Origin of the sequence: Paraburkholderia unamae, from assembly GCF_003096875.1 — a bacterium.
Classification (GTDB): Bacteria; Pseudomonadota; Gammaproteobacteria; order Burkholderiales; family Burkholderiaceae; genus Paraburkholderia; species Paraburkholderia unamae.
In genome coordinates, this window is the sequence record NZ_QEOB01000010.1 from 276,006 (window position 1) to 290,907 (window position 14,902).

Here is a 14,902-nt window from a genome sequence, read left to right on the forward strand (position 1 = left end):
GGGCGTCGCGCGAAACAATTCAGCATTCTCGTACCAATTTCAGCCCTGGAAGCCTTTTCATCATGACTTCCCGACGGCTACGATGCACGCACATCTCTGTTCTTGACAGTCGCGCCTCACCCGAACCAACCGGAAAGTTCGAGCCTTCAACAAATCGTGATGGAGTGGCGATATGCGTATTGACCGACTTCACGCTATGACCGTCTTCGTACGCGTGGTCGAAAGCGGCAGTTTCACTCGCGCGTCGGAATTGCTTGGATTGTCGCGCGCGTCCGTGACCATTGCCGTGCAGCAGCTCGAATCTTATCTGAAAGTCCGTCTACTGCAACGCACTACGCGCCAGCTCAAACTCACTCCGGACGGCGCCGCCTACTTCGAGCGCTGTGTTCGGATCCTCACGGACATCGACGAGGCAGAGGGCGGCTTCGACGCCAAGGCAACGCGCCCCCGTGGACGGCTTCGCGTCGACATGCCGACGGCGCTTGGCCGCGCGGTCGTGATGCCCCGCATCCACGAATTTTGTGCACAGTACCCGGATATCGACCTGGTTCTCGGCTTTGGCGACCGGCGCGTCGATCTGATTCAGGAAGGCATCGACTGCGTTATCCGCGTCGGCGAACTCGAGGATTCGACGCTCGTCGCCAGGAAAATCGGCATCTATCAGCAGATCACCGTCGCGAGTCCCCTGTATCTGCGCCGCCACGGCACGCCCGAGTCGATCGGCGATCTTGCCAGGCACCACGCCGCGAACTACTTCTCCCATTGCACGGGGCGCGTCTGCGGCCTGAATTTCGTCGTCGGTGAGCGCATTGAAGAGGTTTATATGACGAGCGATGTCGCCGTCAATGATGTCGACGCACACCTGCAAGGCGCGCTCGACGGTATGGGCATCATTCAGTCTGCTCGTTTCCTGACGTTGCCCTATTTGCAGAGCGGACGGTTGCGGGAAATCCTCCCCGATTTTCCGGCGCCGACCATGCCGATATCGATGGTCTACCCGACAAGCCGGCATCTGTCGCTGACCGTTCGTGTCTTCGTCGATTGGACCGCTGCGCTATTTCGGAGTCACGCACTCCTTGCCCCGGCGCCCGCTACGCGAGAGGAACCAGACGTGGCCGCAAGGGTGGCCGAAAGCGAAAGCGCACCGCAAGCCGATGTATCGGCCATGCGCAACGCGACGTCTAGATACGCGCCTGTACAGGACGCCAATGCGGCTATGGCGTCATTCTGTGCAAGCTGACGCAGTAGCACCGTCCATCAGCGACACGTTGCTGTCGTTCCTCGACGCGATTGTCCGGGTTTAGCAAAGGCACATTTGGATGACCCGGAATTCACCGCCGAATCTCGCCGCCCTACGCAGATTCACACATCCGAAAATCTCACTCGACCAGATCGCATTCGAAAGGGCATAACCCGCTATTGCAAGGAGCATCACATGCCAAACCCGGACTTCTCGGCGCGCGACAAGGTTGTCAAACATAACGTCTATGCGTCTGTGCGGCGGCGTGACGGGCTTCCGCACGATCTCTTCGCCCACTATTGGCGCGACGTGCACTCGACGCTATGCTCGCGCCTCCCTGGCCTCAACTTTTACGTCCAGCAGCATTTCGACCGCGACCACTTTGCGAACTTCTGGCCTGTCGCTGAAGGCGTCGGTCGCATTGATGCCCCCCTCGACGGCTCCGCCGAGTTGGGGTTTGCCAACCTCGAAGAACAGGCCATCTTCGCTGAAGCCGGGAAAATCCTCTACAGCGACGAGTCGAATTTCATCGGTGAAGCTGTCGCCTACAACCTGCCCAACGGCTCGCTCACCTTTGTCGACCGCGATGCAGACGCGCATCGAAACGGCCCGGACCCGTTCCACCGGATTCACGTGTACATGAGCAGAAAGCCGGATCAAGATTCGTCCGTGTGGTTGAAGGAAGCGTGCACGTCGCTGGCCACGCATGACAGCGTCGTGAGGTTGAAACTCCATCTTCCGGAGCCATACGACAACACGCATCCCGCGCCGCCGTCGCCGAACGTCGATCACATCGTTGGACCCGACCGCCTGAATCTGGCGATCGCGGAAATTGCGTTCACCAGCGTGCTCGCTGCGCGCACTCTGTTCTCCTCTCGCGCATTCAAAAGCGTACACAGTGAGCAAGCGCGCTACATCGAAGCCATCGGTGTCTATCGCGTCACGGGCTTCTACACGTTCGTTCGCGACGGACAACCTACCCTCGCCGGCGTGCGAGGGAGCCGGCCCGCCGAGCTGATTCAAACACTCGGCGCGGCCAATCAGGTCGCCGACGAGGTCGTCTCCTTGTTCGGCATTCTCCCGGCGGCGGGTAGCGCCGGTTTTTGACAACATTGCCGCTGCCACCGATGTTCGCCTGTTCGCTTACGGCAGCCTCCATCGCGACAACATTGACCAGCACGATAAATAACGTCGTGCTTCGGCACAAGCCGGTTGGCAACGGCAAAGAAGGGCAGCCGCACCGCGCCGCCCTTCTTTGCCGTTACTCATTCGCGTGTCAGGCTACCGCTTCGGACTCCGATTGATAGAACGGATAATCCGTGTAACCAATATGAGTGCCACCAAAGAACGTCGGACGGTCGTACGGGTTGAGCGCAAGATTGAGACGCAACCGTTCCGGAAGATCGGGATTCGCAATGAAATGGCGTCCGAATGCAACGAGGTTGGCGTCGCCCGCCTTCAAGATGGCTTCGGCCTTCTCACCGTCGAAACCGCCGGCGGCGATGATCGTGCCCGCGTAGTGCTGACGGATCAATTGTGAAGCAATCGGATTCGGGTTGGCGTTTTCGTCCTCGACGTTGCCGAGAATCCGCGGCTCGATGAGGTGCAGGTACGCGAGATCCAACTTCGCCAGTTCCTGCGCGACATAGGTAAACAAACCGACCGGGTCGCTATCGGACATATCTCCCCATGAGCCGCTCGGACCCAGGCGCACCGCGACCTTGTCGCTTCCCCACACGGAAATCACCGCCCGCGTGGCTTCCATCAACAGACGAGCACGGTTTTCAAACGAACCGCCGTAGATGTCCGCGCGCTTGTTGCTGCCGTCCTGCAAGAACTGGTCGAACAGATAACCGTTTGCGGCATGCAGTTCCACGCCGTCGAAACCCGCCGCAACGCCGCGCGCCGCCGCGCTGCGGAAACTTTCGACGATACCCGCAATTTCGTCGGTCTCCAGGGCGCGATTCGGCGTGTTCGGAACCCAGCCGGCGTCCGTGTACGCGACACCGCCGTGAGGCACTTCGGAAGGGCCAACGGGTCGACCGCCATCGGGTTGCAACTCCGAGTTCGATTGACGCCCGGCGTGGTAGAGCTGAAGAAAGATCTTCGCGCCTTTCGCGTGCACGACGTCAGTCACGAGTTTCCAGCCTGCGATCTGGCTATCGTCGTACAAACCCGGCGCGCCAAGATATCCGTTGCCGTTCGGCGCAGCAATGGTGGCCTCGCCAATCAGGAACGCGCCGGCCGACGCGCGCTGCGCGTAATACTCCGCCATGAGCGGGCCGGGAATCGCACCGTTTTCGGCGCGCATACGGGTCAACGGCGCCAGAACGACTCGGTGCGAGAACGTGTAAGGGCCGACTTTGACTTCAGAAAAGAGCTTGGACATGATTCACTCGAAGAAAAATTTGGAAAGCGCGTCGATCACTGGTTGTCCGACGTGACAGGGGCGAAGCCGCAGAATTCGCTAACTCCGCCGCGACATCGTTGGATCGTAGTGTATATGCACATATCGTCCGGTTTGTCCGCGTCGCTTCCAATACAGTTCTCACGTTTCGCCAACAATCCCGCAGTCGCGACACCGTTTCCCTGGCGGCTGCCCGCTGAACCGGCGACGTTCTTTGCAGCGTCCACTAGAGTTCACCGGTCAGGAACTGGGCACGGCCATTGCCGAAGCTCCAATCGGCGTCGCTGTTGATGATGAACGACACGACGACGTCCTCCGGACGAATCTCGCATGCCGCCTTCAGCTCGCTGCATACCGCCTCATAGAAAAGCCGCCTGGCGTCTTCTGAACGTGGACGGCTGACGACCGTGATTACCACCACGTTCTGGGACCGCACGATGCCGAGTCCGGTGTCCTCGACCACCATCCTGCCGATGTCGTGCTCGTGCACGATCTGATACCGGTCCCTCTCGGGAACGGCAAAGGCCTTCAGGACAGCGCGATGCGCCGCGTCCAGCATGTTCCGGATATAGGTCTCGGAATGTCCTTTGAGAATGTCGAAGCGAAGCAAGGGCATGAGTGTCTCCCGGTTAGCAAATGCACTCGCGTATTCCTCGGCCGCAAGCACGCGGCCCCACTCTACTGCTCGCTGAAATCTCGCGTCACACCCCGCGAATAAATAGAGTTTTCATCGCCGCTAAACAATGCGCCCGCGATGAGTCGTTACCCTCGTCGCATGCGCGAGGCACCGCCACCGCCGTCTGCCGCGTAACCCGCGCGGAAGCGGCCCGTCAAGCGTTGTTGACGTCATCCAGATGATCGGCGCCCTCTTGACTTCGAGAGACTCGCCCCTCACTTCCTCGGCAGTTGACCACGAAGCAACATACTCGGTAGTATGTTTTCGAGGTAATATCCATCCCGGGCACCGGGGATGCGCGATGCCGCGACGGTGCAACTTCGCAGGACCAGCCGCATTGGGAGATTCAGCATGAGCCATACCGGATCGAGAATTCTGGTCACGGGCGCGACGGGAAAAGTGGGGTCCGCGCTCGTCTCGCTTCTTCGCGACAACCCCGCTCACGACGTCGTGGCAGGGGTTCGCTCCCCCGAAAAAGCCGCCACGTTGGGCGTAACCACTGCCCATCTCGACTTCGACAAGGTCGAGACGCTGTTGCCTGCGATGGACGGCATCGACACCGTGTTCATGATGACGGGTTACACAGTCGATATGTTTCGTCAGAGCAAAGCGTTCGTGAACGCGGCAAAAGCGGCCGGTGTCAGGCACATCGTGCACCTGGGCGCTTGCGGCACGAACGACACCCAGGTCGCGCACTGGGGGTGGCAGCAATTTGTCGAGCGCTACATTGAGTGGGCGGGGTTTTCGTTCACCCATCTTCGCCCGGATATCTTTATGCAGAATCTCTTGGGCTATGGCGGCGCTCGCCCCGTCGACAAGGGTGTCGTTCGACACTATGTGGGTGGGGCGCGCATCAGCTGGGTCGATACCGACGACGTCGCGGCCGTCGCCGCTGCCTGTCTGACCGACACCCAAAAGCATTCAGGACAGATCTATCGGCTCGCATCCGATGTCAAGTCGTATTACGAGGTCGCGCGTGACATTGCGGACGCGATAGGCAAGCCGTTCGTTTATGAACCGCGCCCCGCCGCCGAATTCCTCGACAAGGCGCTCGCTGCCGGCGCCGACCATGCCTACATGCATTCCGCCTACGAGAACTATGCGCGCTACTCGGAAGGGTCGGAGCCGGAGGACGGTGCGCCGTTTGCCGTCATGGAATCCGTTCTTGGTCGGCCGGGCACGACATGGCCGATGTTCGCGCACAAGCACCGCGCCCGGTTCGATTACTGAAGCCACGCCGCCCGTTCAGGCTCGGCGCGGCTTTTCGCAACGGCGTGCTCGCCGTCTATGGATGTGTTCTCTCAATACGAGTCAAAGAGGTACGACAATGGAATTTGATTTTGACGCGCTGGACGGCAAGCAAAGGTACAAACTGCTTGGCTCGACGGTCACGCCGCGCCCCATCGCCTGGGTCTCGACGCTCGGTCCCAACGGCAAGCTGAATGCGGCGCCTTTCTCGTTCTTCAACGTGTTTGGCGAAGACCCGGCTGTCGTCGGCTTCTCGATTCAGCATCGATCGGAAGCCGACATGAAAGATACAGGATCGAATATCCGGCTTCACCGGGAATTCGTCGTCAACCTCGTCAGTGAAGATAACCTCGAAAAGATGAATATCTCCGCGATCGAGTTTCCGCCGCATTTCAGTGAGTTTTCCGAAGCGGAACTGACGCCCGCCCGGTCGACGAAAATCGAAACGCCCCGCATCGCTGAGAGTCATGTCGCGTTCGAGTGCCGCCTCACGCAGATCGTTCCTCTTGGCCCGCTGCGCTCGCTGGTACTGGGCGAGGTTGTCCATATGCACATCGACGACGATGCAGTGATCGACGCCGCAAAATGTTATATCGACACACGGAAACTAAGGTTGGTGGGCCGCATGGAAGCGAATTCGTATGTTCGCACTTCCGACATTCTTCAGTTGCCACGTATTCCCCTCGATGCCTGGAATCCGGTTCAATCCTGATGCCGGCATGTTCGCGGCGTACGTACCGCGCGATGGAAATCGTATTCGCTCTGAGCTTTCATTGTTAGCCAAACCTAACATGAGTTTTTTAACGCACAGGCTATATCGCAAAAGATCGCCTTCTTAAACTACGGTCTTAATGCAGTTTCGCATCGACTCGGCGAATATGCAGGGAGTCGCATGGTTCTCCCCGCACAACGGCTCAAGCGCTGTTCAAGAGACAGCCGACGTTCACCTTTAAAGCGCACTGGATGGCGCGAAGGCTGGCTTCATATGCAAACACTAAGGATAAACGGAATATCGAAGTCCGTTGATGTCCCCCCCGATATGCCGCTTCTCTGGGTACTACGAGACGTGCTCTCCATGACGGGTACCAAGTTCGGTTGCGGCATCGCGCAATGCGGCGCCTGCACGGTGCACCTGGACGGCGCGCCAATACGCTCTTGCCAGCTGCCGGTCGGCTCGGCCGCAGGCCATGCCATCACCACGATCGAAGGCATCGGCGACACGCCCGCCGGGAAAAAAATCCAGCAGGCGTGGCTCGAGAAAGAAGTGGTGCAATGCGGCTATTGTCAGTCGGGACAAGTCATGTCGGCGAGCGCACTGCTCGCAAACAATCCGTCGCCGACCGATGACGACATTCGTGCGGCGATGTCCGGGAATATCTGCCGGTGCGGCACCTACGTGCGCATCGAAGCTGCCATCAAGCACGCGGCAACCAAGGCGTGAGGGCAGGCGAGATGCGACATCACGAAAAGCGCGCGACTCTGACACCAATCGGCACCGCGCGTCGCCGCTTTATGCAACAAGCAGGTGCAATCGCCGGAGGCGGATTACTGCTCGGCTTCACTTTCGTGGCGCGCGGAGCGCAAACCGGCGCGCCCTTGGCGAGCGCAACGCCATTCGTTCCCAATGCATTCATCCGGATCGCCGCGGACGATACCGTAACGCTCATCATGCCGTCCGTCGAAATGGGACAAGGCGCTTATACATCGATGTCGATGCTGCTGGCTGAAGAACTCGACATTGACCTCTCACACGTGACGACGGAACATGCGCCGGCTGACCAGCGGCACTACGGGAACCCGATCTATATCGAGCAACTCACCGGCGGTTCCACGACGACGATGGGCTGGTTCATGCCCCTGCGCCAGGCAGGAGCAAGCGCGCGTTACATGCTCGTGGCCGCTGCCGCCCGCCGGTCGAATGTCGACCCCGCCGCGCTTCGCACGCACGACGGCATGGTCACGCACGACGCGACCGGGCGATCTGCAAGATACGGCACGCTTGTCGACGAGGCCGCTACCGTCAAGCCGCCGGCAGCGCCAACGCTGAAAGACGAGGCCAGCTTCCGCTATATCGGCAAACCCGTTCGACGCATCGATACGCCCGACAAGGTGAACGGCAAGACGGAATACGGTATCGACGTCATGCTGCCCGGCATGACATTCGCCACGCTGAAGAGCAGCCCGGTATTCGGCGGCAAGGTCGCCCACGTCAACGATAGCAAAGCGCTGAAGGTTCCAGGCGTGCGGCAGGTGGTCGTACTCGACGATCTGGTGGCAGTCGTAGGTGAGCACATGTGGGCCGCCAAACAGGGGTTGGAGGCGCTCACCATCCACTGGACCGACGGCCCCCACGCAAACCTCTCGCAAGACGATCTTTGGGCCGCCCTGGAGAGCGGTGCGAAAGCGCCAGGCGTTCCCGCAAAAAAGACGGGCGACGCCCTCGCCCATCTCAATGGCGACAGCGTGTACGAGGCCACGTACGAGTTGCCATTTCTCGCTCATGCCGCCATGGAGCCCATGAACTGCACCGTCGACGTGCGCGCCGACGCCTGCGATGTATGGGTCGGCACGCAGGCCATGGGCAAGGCTCGCGACGCAGCCGCGGCGGCCTCGGGGCTCAAGGCCGAACAGGTCACGATCCACAATCACATGATCGGTGGAGGATTCGGCCGGCGGCTGGAGATGGACGGCATCAGCAAAGCCGTACGCATCGGCAAGCACGTTAGCGGGCCCGTGAAAGTGGTCTACACACGCGAGGAGGACATCCAGCAGGAAAACTATCGCCCCATGTATCACATGCACGCGCGCGCGAAAGTGCAGAACGGTAAAATTCTCGCGTTGCACCACCGGATAACCGGCCCGGCGCTGCTCGCTCGATGGTTGCCCGAGTTTTTCATCAAGAACGTAGACCTGGATGCCGTGGAAGGCGCCGTGGACTTGCCGTACGGCGTGCCAAACCTGCTCGTCGAATACGTTCGTCAGGAAACGCCGATCCCCACGAGTTTCTGGCGCGGTGTAGGCCCTAACGCGAACGTGTTCGCAATCGAAAGCCTCGTCGACAAGATTGCGCACGCAACGAACACGGACCCGCTGGCGTTGCGCCGCCGGATGCTGCAAGACGACCCACGTGCCCTCGGGGTGATGGAGCTTGCCGCGCAAAAGGCAGGATGGACGCATCCGCTTCCTCCCGCTCCCGCGGGTGCGCGCGTGGGCCGCGGTATCGCCGTCCTGTCCGCTTTCGGCAGCTACCTCGCCTGTGTTGCCGAAGTCTCTGTCTCCGACGAAGGCAACGTGAGCGTGACCCGAACCGTAACGGCCACCGACGTGGGCCTCATCGTCAACCCCGACACACTGGAAGCACAGGTTCAGGGCGGCACGATCTTTGGCATTACGGCCGTTCTATATGGACAGGTCACCGTTGAGCAAGGCCGGGTACAGCAAAGCAATTTCCACGACTATCGCGTCCTCAGGCTGGACGAAGTGCCGAAAATCGAGACCTGGTTCATCCACAACAGGGAGAAGCCAGGCGGCATCGGCGAGCCGGGAACCGTGGTCGTGCAACCGGCAATCGTGAATGCCGTCTACGCCGCCACCGGCGTGCAACTCACGCGCATGCCCATCAACCCGAAGTTGCTGAAGAAGCGGGAGACAACATGACCGCGCGAACAGCACGCAACACGTTGATCGGCGTGGCAGCGCTCGTCGTCGTGGCCGGTCTTGGTGTGGCCGCTTGGGTGGGGTTGCAGCCCGGGCCCATGGAATTCACAAACGGCAAGCCGGTAAGCCTCGCCTCTTACCCTGGCCATACGCCAACGGGTGTACCCGCGGAGTTGGCAAACGCAGATCTCGTGACGCGCGGCCGATATCTCACTCGAACAGCGGATTGCGAAGCCTGCCATACCGCACAAGGCGGGAGACCTTTCGCGGGTGGACGCGCGTTTTCGCTGCCCTTCGGGACGCTGTATGCGCCCAATATCACACCCGACAAGGAAACCGGTATCGGCGAATGGACCGACGCGGATTTTCTTCGCGCGGTACATCGAGGCATCGCACGCGACGGTACGCGGCTATATCCGGCGTTCCCGTACGCCTCCTACACGATGCTGAGCGACTCCGACGTGCTGGCCATCAAGGCATATCTGTTTTCGTTGCCTCCTGTCCATCAGGATACCTTACCGAATACATTCGAGTTCCCGTATAACCAGCGCTGGCTCATGCTCTTCTGGGCAATGCTGTTCAACAGCAACGACCGCTTCAGACCGGTCGATAGCGAGTCGCCCGAATGGAATCGCGGCGCGTACCTCGTGGAAGCGCTCGCGCACTGCGGCGAATGCCACACGCCGCGGAACATGTTCCAGTCGCTCGACAATCGCCTGAAGTTCTCCGGCGGTGTGGTGCAAGGCTGGAACGCCTATAACATCACCTCGGACAAGGGCACGGGCGTCGGCAACTGGACGCCAGCCGAACTCGCAAGCTACCTCTCGTCAGGGCATGCAACGGGACGCGGTACCGCCGGTGGCCCGATGGCCGAGGCCGTCGAACTGAGTTTCCGGTACATGGTGCCTTCGGACATCGCGGCGATGGTCGTTTACCTGAAATCGATTCCCGCGGTAAAAAGCGAAAACATTCCCGACCGTCTGGCCGACGCCGCATCGCCCTTGCATTCGAACGGAGCGCCAGGCAATCCGCTCGGCAAGCGAATCTTCGAAGGCACCTGTGCAAGCTGCCACGCATGGACGGGCAAAGGCGCAATTCGAGCAGAAGCGCAATTGACGGGTTCACGCGCCGTCAACGACCCCAGCGCGATGAACGTAGCCCAGATGGTGCTCACGGGCTCAGGTCGCCGCCCCGATGACAAAGCCAGCATGCCGGCGTTCGGCGCCATTTTCACCGACGCGGAAGTCGCGGCCGTATCGAACTATGTGACGGCCCGCTTCGGGTCGGAGCCATCGCACATCGATGCCGCCGATGTAGCGCAACTGCGCCAGCAAAGTGGCGCAATGCTCGCTGCACGAGACCACTAACTCCCCTGCGAACGGACGGCGGCTAGCCGCCCATGTCCGCTCGTGCGTTCGTCACCTACCCTAAAGGCAATGCCATGGCATCTCTTTCAGTCACCGCTTCGGCCCCCACGATCAGGGTTGGAATGATAGGCGTGGGCAACTGGGCAAAGCACGGGCACCTTCGCGTGCTTGCGCTGTTGCCGCAGTATGTCGTCACCGCCGTGTACAGCCAGCGCCGGGAAGCGTCGGCGGATATTGCCCGCGAATACGGCGTGAAACACGTCATGCAAACCGTGGATGACCTCGTCAATCACCCCGAGGTCGACCTGGTCGTCGTTCTCACCACAGCCCCGCAGCACGCGGACGGCGTGCGCGCCGCCATTGCAGCAGGCAAGCACGTGTATTGCGAATGGCCTCTGACGCCCGATATCCATGCGTCGAAGGAACTGGTCGAACGCGCGCGTACGGCCAACGTGAGACATATCGTCGGGCTGCAACGCCGGCTGGCGCCTCACAATCGCTATGTCCGCGACCTCATCCGCGACGGCTTTATCGGCAAGCTGCGCTCGGTTCGGATGCATGTGAGCATGAACTACTTCCAGGCGCGGCGAAGCAATGCATTGCGCTGGACCGTGCCACCGGAAAACTTCTCCAGCGTGATTGCCATTTACGCCGGGCATTTTCTCGACATGCTCTTTGCCAGCACGGGCTGGCCCGACAACATAGTGGCCCTCCTCGTCAATCAGTTCAAGGAAGTGAGCATTGTCGAAACCGGCGAAATCATCCCGACCACGACGCCTGACCAGATGGTCCTGAGCGGCAGACTTGCGGATGGTGCCGTGCTGAGCGTCCATATCGAAGGCGGAAAGCGCAACGGCTCCGGCGTGCAAATCGATATCACGGGTACCGAAGGAGACTTGCGCATCACCAATCGCTCCGCATTCGGCAACATCGGCGACGACTATATCGTGGAAGGCGCTCACGGCGACAACGTGCCCTTGCAGAGGTTGCCCGTACCCGCTGCATACGACCGGTTGCCGGCGTCGGAACTCCCTTCCGCCGTTCTGGAGCTTGCCGAACTTTACGCGGCTTATGCAAACGACGTTCGTGACGGGACACGAACGGCGCCCGATTTTTCGGATGCGCTCCGGATGCATCGACTGATTGACGCCGCGGTGGCGTCGTCGGAAACCGGCACGCGAGTCGCGCTTGCCGCTTCAACGGATTGAGTGCTTGCGGGGGTGCAGCCTTTCTCCGCACCCGTTCGGACATTGGCAACGACGTCAGGACACGGCTAGTGCGCCCACCGCCTTCGCGCCTTCGATCGTGGCCAGTCGCGGAACGACGACACCGTTCTTCGCCGCCGTGACTTCGGCAAGAATGGAAATGGCGATCTCGGGCGGTGTCCGGCTTCCGATGTAGATTCCCACCGGCCCGTGCAGACGCGCAATGTCGCGCGTCGTCAAATCGAATTCCAGCAGCCGCTTGCGACGCGCCGCATTGTTTCTGCGCGAACCCAAAGCGCCCACGTAGAAGGCGTCCGTTCGCAACGCCTCCATCAGTGCGAGGTCGTCGAGCGTGGGATCGTGTGTCAAGGCAATCACCGCTGAGCGCCGGTCGAGCTGCATGTCGAGCACCGCGTCGTCCGGCATCGTGCGCACGATCCGGATTCCGGGAATGTCCCACGCGTCGGTGTATTCCGTTCGCGGGTCACATACCGTGACCTGGTAGTCCAGACCCGCGGCCATCGAACACAGGTACCGCGAGAGCTGGCCGCCGCCGATAACGAGCATCCGATAACGCGGACCGTGGATCGTGACCAGGCGATGCTCGTCGAAGGACAAGCCCGCCGTTCGCGCGGCATCGGCAAGCTGAACTTCGCCGCTATGCATATCAAGCGTGCGCGAGACCAGCTTGCCCTGGCTCACGGCTTCGTAAAGTGCTTCGAGCGCATGTGCGTCGACAAGCGGCTCCAGCACGAGTTGAATCGTCCCGCCGCAGGGCAAGCCGAATCGCCAGGCTTCTTCCGCCGTCACACCATATGTGCGCGTGCTGGGGCGCGGGTCGACGACGCCGTTTTCACGGACAGCGGCAATCAGGTCGTCCTCGATGCAGCCACCCGAAACGGAGCCAACCACTGCGCCATCGTCGCGAATCGCGAGCATCGCGCCTTCCGGACGCGGCGACGACCCCCACGTCCTCACCACCGTCACCAGAAGCACACGGTGGCCGGCACTCAACCAGCGTATTCCCGCACGCAGCACTTCCTGATCCAGGCTATCCATCGCGCCTCTCCTGGTTCGTGACAGGGCGCTCACCGCCCAGTCGCTTGCGAAAAAAAGACACGAGATCGACCAGCGTGGTTTCATGACTGACGATGTGCTGCCTGGAGGTTTCACGATACCGCGTCACTTCCGTAGGCACGCCTGCCAGAATCAAGGCACTGGCATAGCGCTCCGCCTCCTCGCGCAACTGATCTGCCTGAACGCTGCAAACCAGCGCGGGAGGCAACCCCCACAGGCGACGCGACTCGATCGGCGCCGCATAGGGATGCAAACGTTGCAGCGCCCCCGGGAGATAGTCGGCGTAACCGCGCGCGCAAGCACCGATGTCAAAGGCGGCGTCCAGACCGCTTTCGTTCGCGAGCCAGGTCATGCTTGGGTCCAGCAGCGGTGCAATCAGCGCCTGCGCGCCGATCTTGACCTCCGAGCGGTCGCGCGCGATGGCGGCAACGCAGGTAGCAAGGTTGCCTCCCGCGTCGTGCCCCGCGAGACCGACCCGCCGAGGGTCGGCCCGCTGCGCGCGAGCGTGTGCGATCGCCCAAAGCAACGCGCGGTAACCATCCTCGGTCGCGTGAGGAAACGGAAAACGCGGTGCGAGTGAATAGCCGACAGACAGAACCCATGCGGGCGTCGACCTCGCAATAAACGACGCCGCAACATCCCCATCGTCGAGCGTGCCCGATGTGAATGACCCGCCGTGAAAATACAGGATCACCGGGACCGCCGAGCGCTTCACGGCCGGACGATAACTCCTGAGCGTGATGGTTTGTGCATGTCCGCCGATCTGGACTTCCTCGATACAAAGCCCCGGCTCAGTTTGAATGAACATTGTCAATTGACGTCGTGAACGTCTTCCCGGCATTAGCAATCGCTCGATTCTGTGCCGAAATCCATTCCCGATAAATCCGCAACGTCGCTAAACAGAATTCAGAACCGATTGACAATGTTCACGACACGACGATCAGGATACTTAATCGATTGGTTGATCCGTTTCGTCCCGAAAGTTCATCGAGTCAGCCGGGGCCGGGTGTGCCGCCTGATGCCGCAGAAACCGTTCCCTGACGTCCTCATCCTTGAAGAGATCGCTCGCACCGAAGAGCTCCGCCACCCAGTCGACAAAAACACGCACCGTGGGCGACAAGTGTCTGTTGTGGGGATAAACCACGGATATCGGCATTGGCATGGGCTTCCACTGCTCCAGCACCTCCACGAGGGCACCGGACTGAAGATGCGGCAACGCCATGAATCTTGCGGCCTGGACGATGCCGACGCCTTCCAGCGCACCGGCGACGTAAGCTTCCGCGTCGTTGACGGAAATGCGCCCTTTCATGGGAACCGAAACCGCACTCCCGTCCACATCGAAAGTGAACTCCATCAAGCGCCCCGTTCTGGCCCAGAAGTAGTTGACCGAAGTGTGCTTCTGCAACGCTTCAATCGTTCTGGGCGTTCCGAAATGCTCGAGATATCGTGGGCTGGCGACGGTCACGGCCTGATACAAGCCAATCCGTCTTGCCACGAGCGTAGAGTCCTGCAATGCCCCGATGCGTATCACACAGTCCACGCCTTCCCGTATGAGGTCGACAGGCCGATCCGAAAAGCCGAGCATCAGTTCCACGTCCGGATACTTCTGGTGGAACGCCTGAACCCGGGGCATTAAAACCGTGCGGCCCAGCGCACCGGGCAAGTCGACCCGGATTTTCCCTCGTGGCGAAAGACCCCGGTTCTCCAGAGAACCCTCGATGTCGTCAATGTCTGCCAGGACTCGCACGCAGCGCTCATAGTAGGCTGCGCCGTCAGGCGTGACGTTCAGTTTGCGCGTCGTCCGCTGCAACAAGCGCACCTTCAGGTAGGTCTCGAGTTGCTGAATGGTGACGCTCACGGACGCGCGCGGCAAACCAAGCGAGTCGGCTGCGCGTGTGAAGCTGTTTGTCTCCACGACGCGCGTGAACACTTTCATGGCTTGCAGGCGGTCCATCTTCAACCTTTTCGGGCGACCCGGCACATGCGCCTACGCCGGGTCAACGTGAGTCATATGACGAAACCCGT

The 14,902-nt window shown here is 60.8% G+C and carries 13 protein-coding genes; 8 read left to right on the plus strand and 5 right to left on the minus strand.

Annotation, left to right across the window (positions count from 1 at the left end):
- Positions 1 to 178 precede the first annotated feature (178 nt).
- Together C7402_RS22120 and C7402_RS22125 are read left to right on the plus strand one after the other, a co-directional pair.
- Positions 179 to 1,240 (plus strand): LysR family transcriptional regulator, encoded by a 1,062-nt coding sequence (locus C7402_RS22120; protein WP_116612188.1) that lies wholly within the window; start codon positions 179 to 181, stop codon positions 1,238 to 1,240.
- Between the two features lie 195 nt (positions 1,241 to 1,435).
- Positions 1,436 to 2,347, plus strand: coding sequence for an EthD domain-containing protein (locus C7402_RS22125; RefSeq protein ID WP_116612110.1), 912 nt, complete (start codon positions 1,436 to 1,438; stop codon positions 2,345 to 2,347).
- 169 nt (positions 2,348 to 2,516) lie between these two features.
- Here the strand turns inward: C7402_RS22125 and C7402_RS22130 are convergent, their stop codons facing one another.
- Positions 2,517 to 3,629, minus strand: coding sequence for an alkene reductase (locus C7402_RS22130; RefSeq protein WP_116612111.1), 1,113 nt, complete (start codon positions 3,627 to 3,629; stop codon positions 2,517 to 2,519).
- A 244-nt stretch (positions 3,630 to 3,873) separates the two neighbouring features.
- Positions 3,874 to 4,263: a tautomerase family protein gene (locus C7402_RS22135; protein ID WP_116612112.1), complete on the minus strand. Its 390-nt coding sequence runs from the start codon at positions 4,261 to 4,263 to the stop codon at positions 3,874 to 3,876.
- Between the two features lie 411 nt (positions 4,264 to 4,674).
- Here C7402_RS22135 and C7402_RS22140 point away from each other — a divergent pair, with 411 nt between their 5' ends.
- The 6 genes from C7402_RS22140 (at position 4,675) to C7402_RS22165 (ending at position 11,803) form a co-directional block, all read left to right on the plus strand.
- Positions 4,675 to 5,553 (plus strand): NmrA family NAD(P)-binding protein, encoded by an 879-nt coding sequence (locus C7402_RS22140; RefSeq protein ID WP_116612113.1) that lies wholly within the window; start codon positions 4,675 to 4,677, stop codon positions 5,551 to 5,553.
- Positions 5,554 to 5,650: 97 nt separating this feature from the next.
- Positions 5,651 to 6,283 (plus strand): flavin reductase family protein, encoded by a 633-nt coding sequence (locus tag C7402_RS22145; protein WP_116612114.1) that lies wholly within the window; start codon positions 5,651 to 5,653, stop codon positions 6,281 to 6,283.
- A 273-nt stretch (positions 6,284 to 6,556) separates the two neighbouring features.
- Positions 6,557 to 7,012 carry a (2Fe-2S)-binding protein gene (locus C7402_RS22150; RefSeq protein WP_116612115.1) on the plus strand — a complete coding sequence of 152 codons (456 nt, stop codon included), beginning with the start codon at positions 6,557 to 6,559 and terminating at the stop codon, positions 7,010 to 7,012.
- A gap of 11 nt (positions 7,013 to 7,023) precedes the next feature.
- Positions 7,024 to 9,228 (plus strand): xanthine dehydrogenase family protein molybdopterin-binding subunit, encoded by a 2,205-nt coding sequence (locus C7402_RS22155; RefSeq protein WP_116612116.1) that lies wholly within the window; start codon positions 7,024 to 7,026, stop codon positions 9,226 to 9,228.
- A 32-nt stretch (positions 9,229 to 9,260) separates the two neighbouring features.
- Entirely contained in the window at positions 9,261 to 10,595 is a 1,335-nt protein-coding gene (locus C7402_RS22160) for a c-type cytochrome (protein ID WP_208948976.1), read from the plus strand.
- Positions 10,596 to 10,627: 32 nt separating this feature from the next.
- Positions 10,628 to 11,803: a Gfo/Idh/MocA family protein gene (locus tag C7402_RS22165; protein WP_244314901.1), complete on the plus strand. Its 1,176-nt coding sequence runs from the start codon at positions 10,628 to 10,630 to the stop codon at positions 11,801 to 11,803.
- Positions 11,804 to 11,857: 54 nt separating this feature from the next.
- Here C7402_RS22165 and C7402_RS22170 read toward each other — a convergent pair whose 3' ends face one another.
- The 3 genes from C7402_RS22170 to C7402_RS22180 all read right to left on the minus strand — a co-directional run bounded on the left by C7402_RS22170 (position 11,858) and on the right by C7402_RS22180 (position 14,831).
- A complete protein-coding gene (locus tag C7402_RS22170; protein WP_116612119.1) occupies positions 11,858 to 12,859 on the minus strand; it encodes an XdhC family protein in 1,002 nt (333 codons plus the stop codon).
- Positions 12,852 to 13,685, minus strand: a complete 834-nt coding sequence (locus tag C7402_RS22175) for an alpha/beta hydrolase (RefSeq protein WP_116612120.1) — start codon at positions 13,683 to 13,685, stop codon at positions 12,852 to 12,854. The genes C7402_RS22170 and C7402_RS22175 overlap by 8 nt, the downstream gene beginning before the upstream one ends.
- Before the next feature lie 141 nt (positions 13,686 to 13,826).
- Positions 13,827 to 14,831 carry a LysR family transcriptional regulator gene (locus C7402_RS22180; protein ID WP_116612121.1) on the minus strand — a complete coding sequence of 335 codons (1,005 nt, stop codon included), beginning with the start codon at positions 14,829 to 14,831 and terminating at the stop codon, positions 13,827 to 13,829.
- Positions 14,832 to 14,902 lie beyond the last annotated feature (71 nt).

Excerpts from the sequence above, each read along its gene's own strand:
- C7402_RS22135 (WP_116612112.1), bottom strand. The coding sequence starts at position 4,263 with ATGCCCTTGCTTCGCTTCGACATTCTCAAAGGACATTCCGAGACCTAT.
- C7402_RS22150 (WP_116612115.1), top strand. The coding sequence starts at position 6,557 with ATGCAAACACTAAGGATAAACGGAATATCGAAGTCCGTTGATGTCCCC.
- C7402_RS22130 (WP_116612111.1), bottom strand. The coding sequence starts at position 3,629 with ATGTCCAAGCTCTTTTCTGAAGTCAAAGTCGGCCCTTACACGTTCTCG.
- C7402_RS22155 (WP_116612116.1), top strand. The coding sequence starts at position 7,024 with ATGCGACATCACGAAAAGCGCGCGACTCTGACACCAATCGGCACCGCG.
- C7402_RS22170 (WP_116612119.1), bottom strand. The coding sequence starts at position 12,859 with ATGGATAGCCTGGATCAGGAAGTGCTGCGTGCGGGAATACGCTGGTTG.
- C7402_RS22145 (WP_116612114.1), top strand. The coding sequence starts at position 5,651 with ATGGAATTTGATTTTGACGCGCTGGACGGCAAGCAAAGGTACAAACTG.
- C7402_RS22175 (WP_116612120.1), bottom strand. The coding sequence starts at position 13,685 with ATGTTCATTCAAACTGAGCCGGGGCTTTGTATCGAGGAAGTCCAGATC.
- C7402_RS22125 (WP_116612110.1), top strand. The coding sequence starts at position 1,436 with ATGCCAAACCCGGACTTCTCGGCGCGCGACAAGGTTGTCAAACATAAC.
- C7402_RS22180 (WP_116612121.1), bottom strand. The coding sequence starts at position 14,831 with ATGGACCGCCTGCAAGCCATGAAAGTGTTCACGCGCGTCGTGGAGACA.
- C7402_RS22165 (WP_244314901.1), top strand. The coding sequence starts at position 10,628 with ATGTCCGCTCGTGCGTTCGTCACCTACCCTAAAGGCAATGCCATGGCA.
- C7402_RS22140 (WP_116612113.1), top strand. The coding sequence starts at position 4,675 with ATGAGCCATACCGGATCGAGAATTCTGGTCACGGGCGCGACGGGAAAA.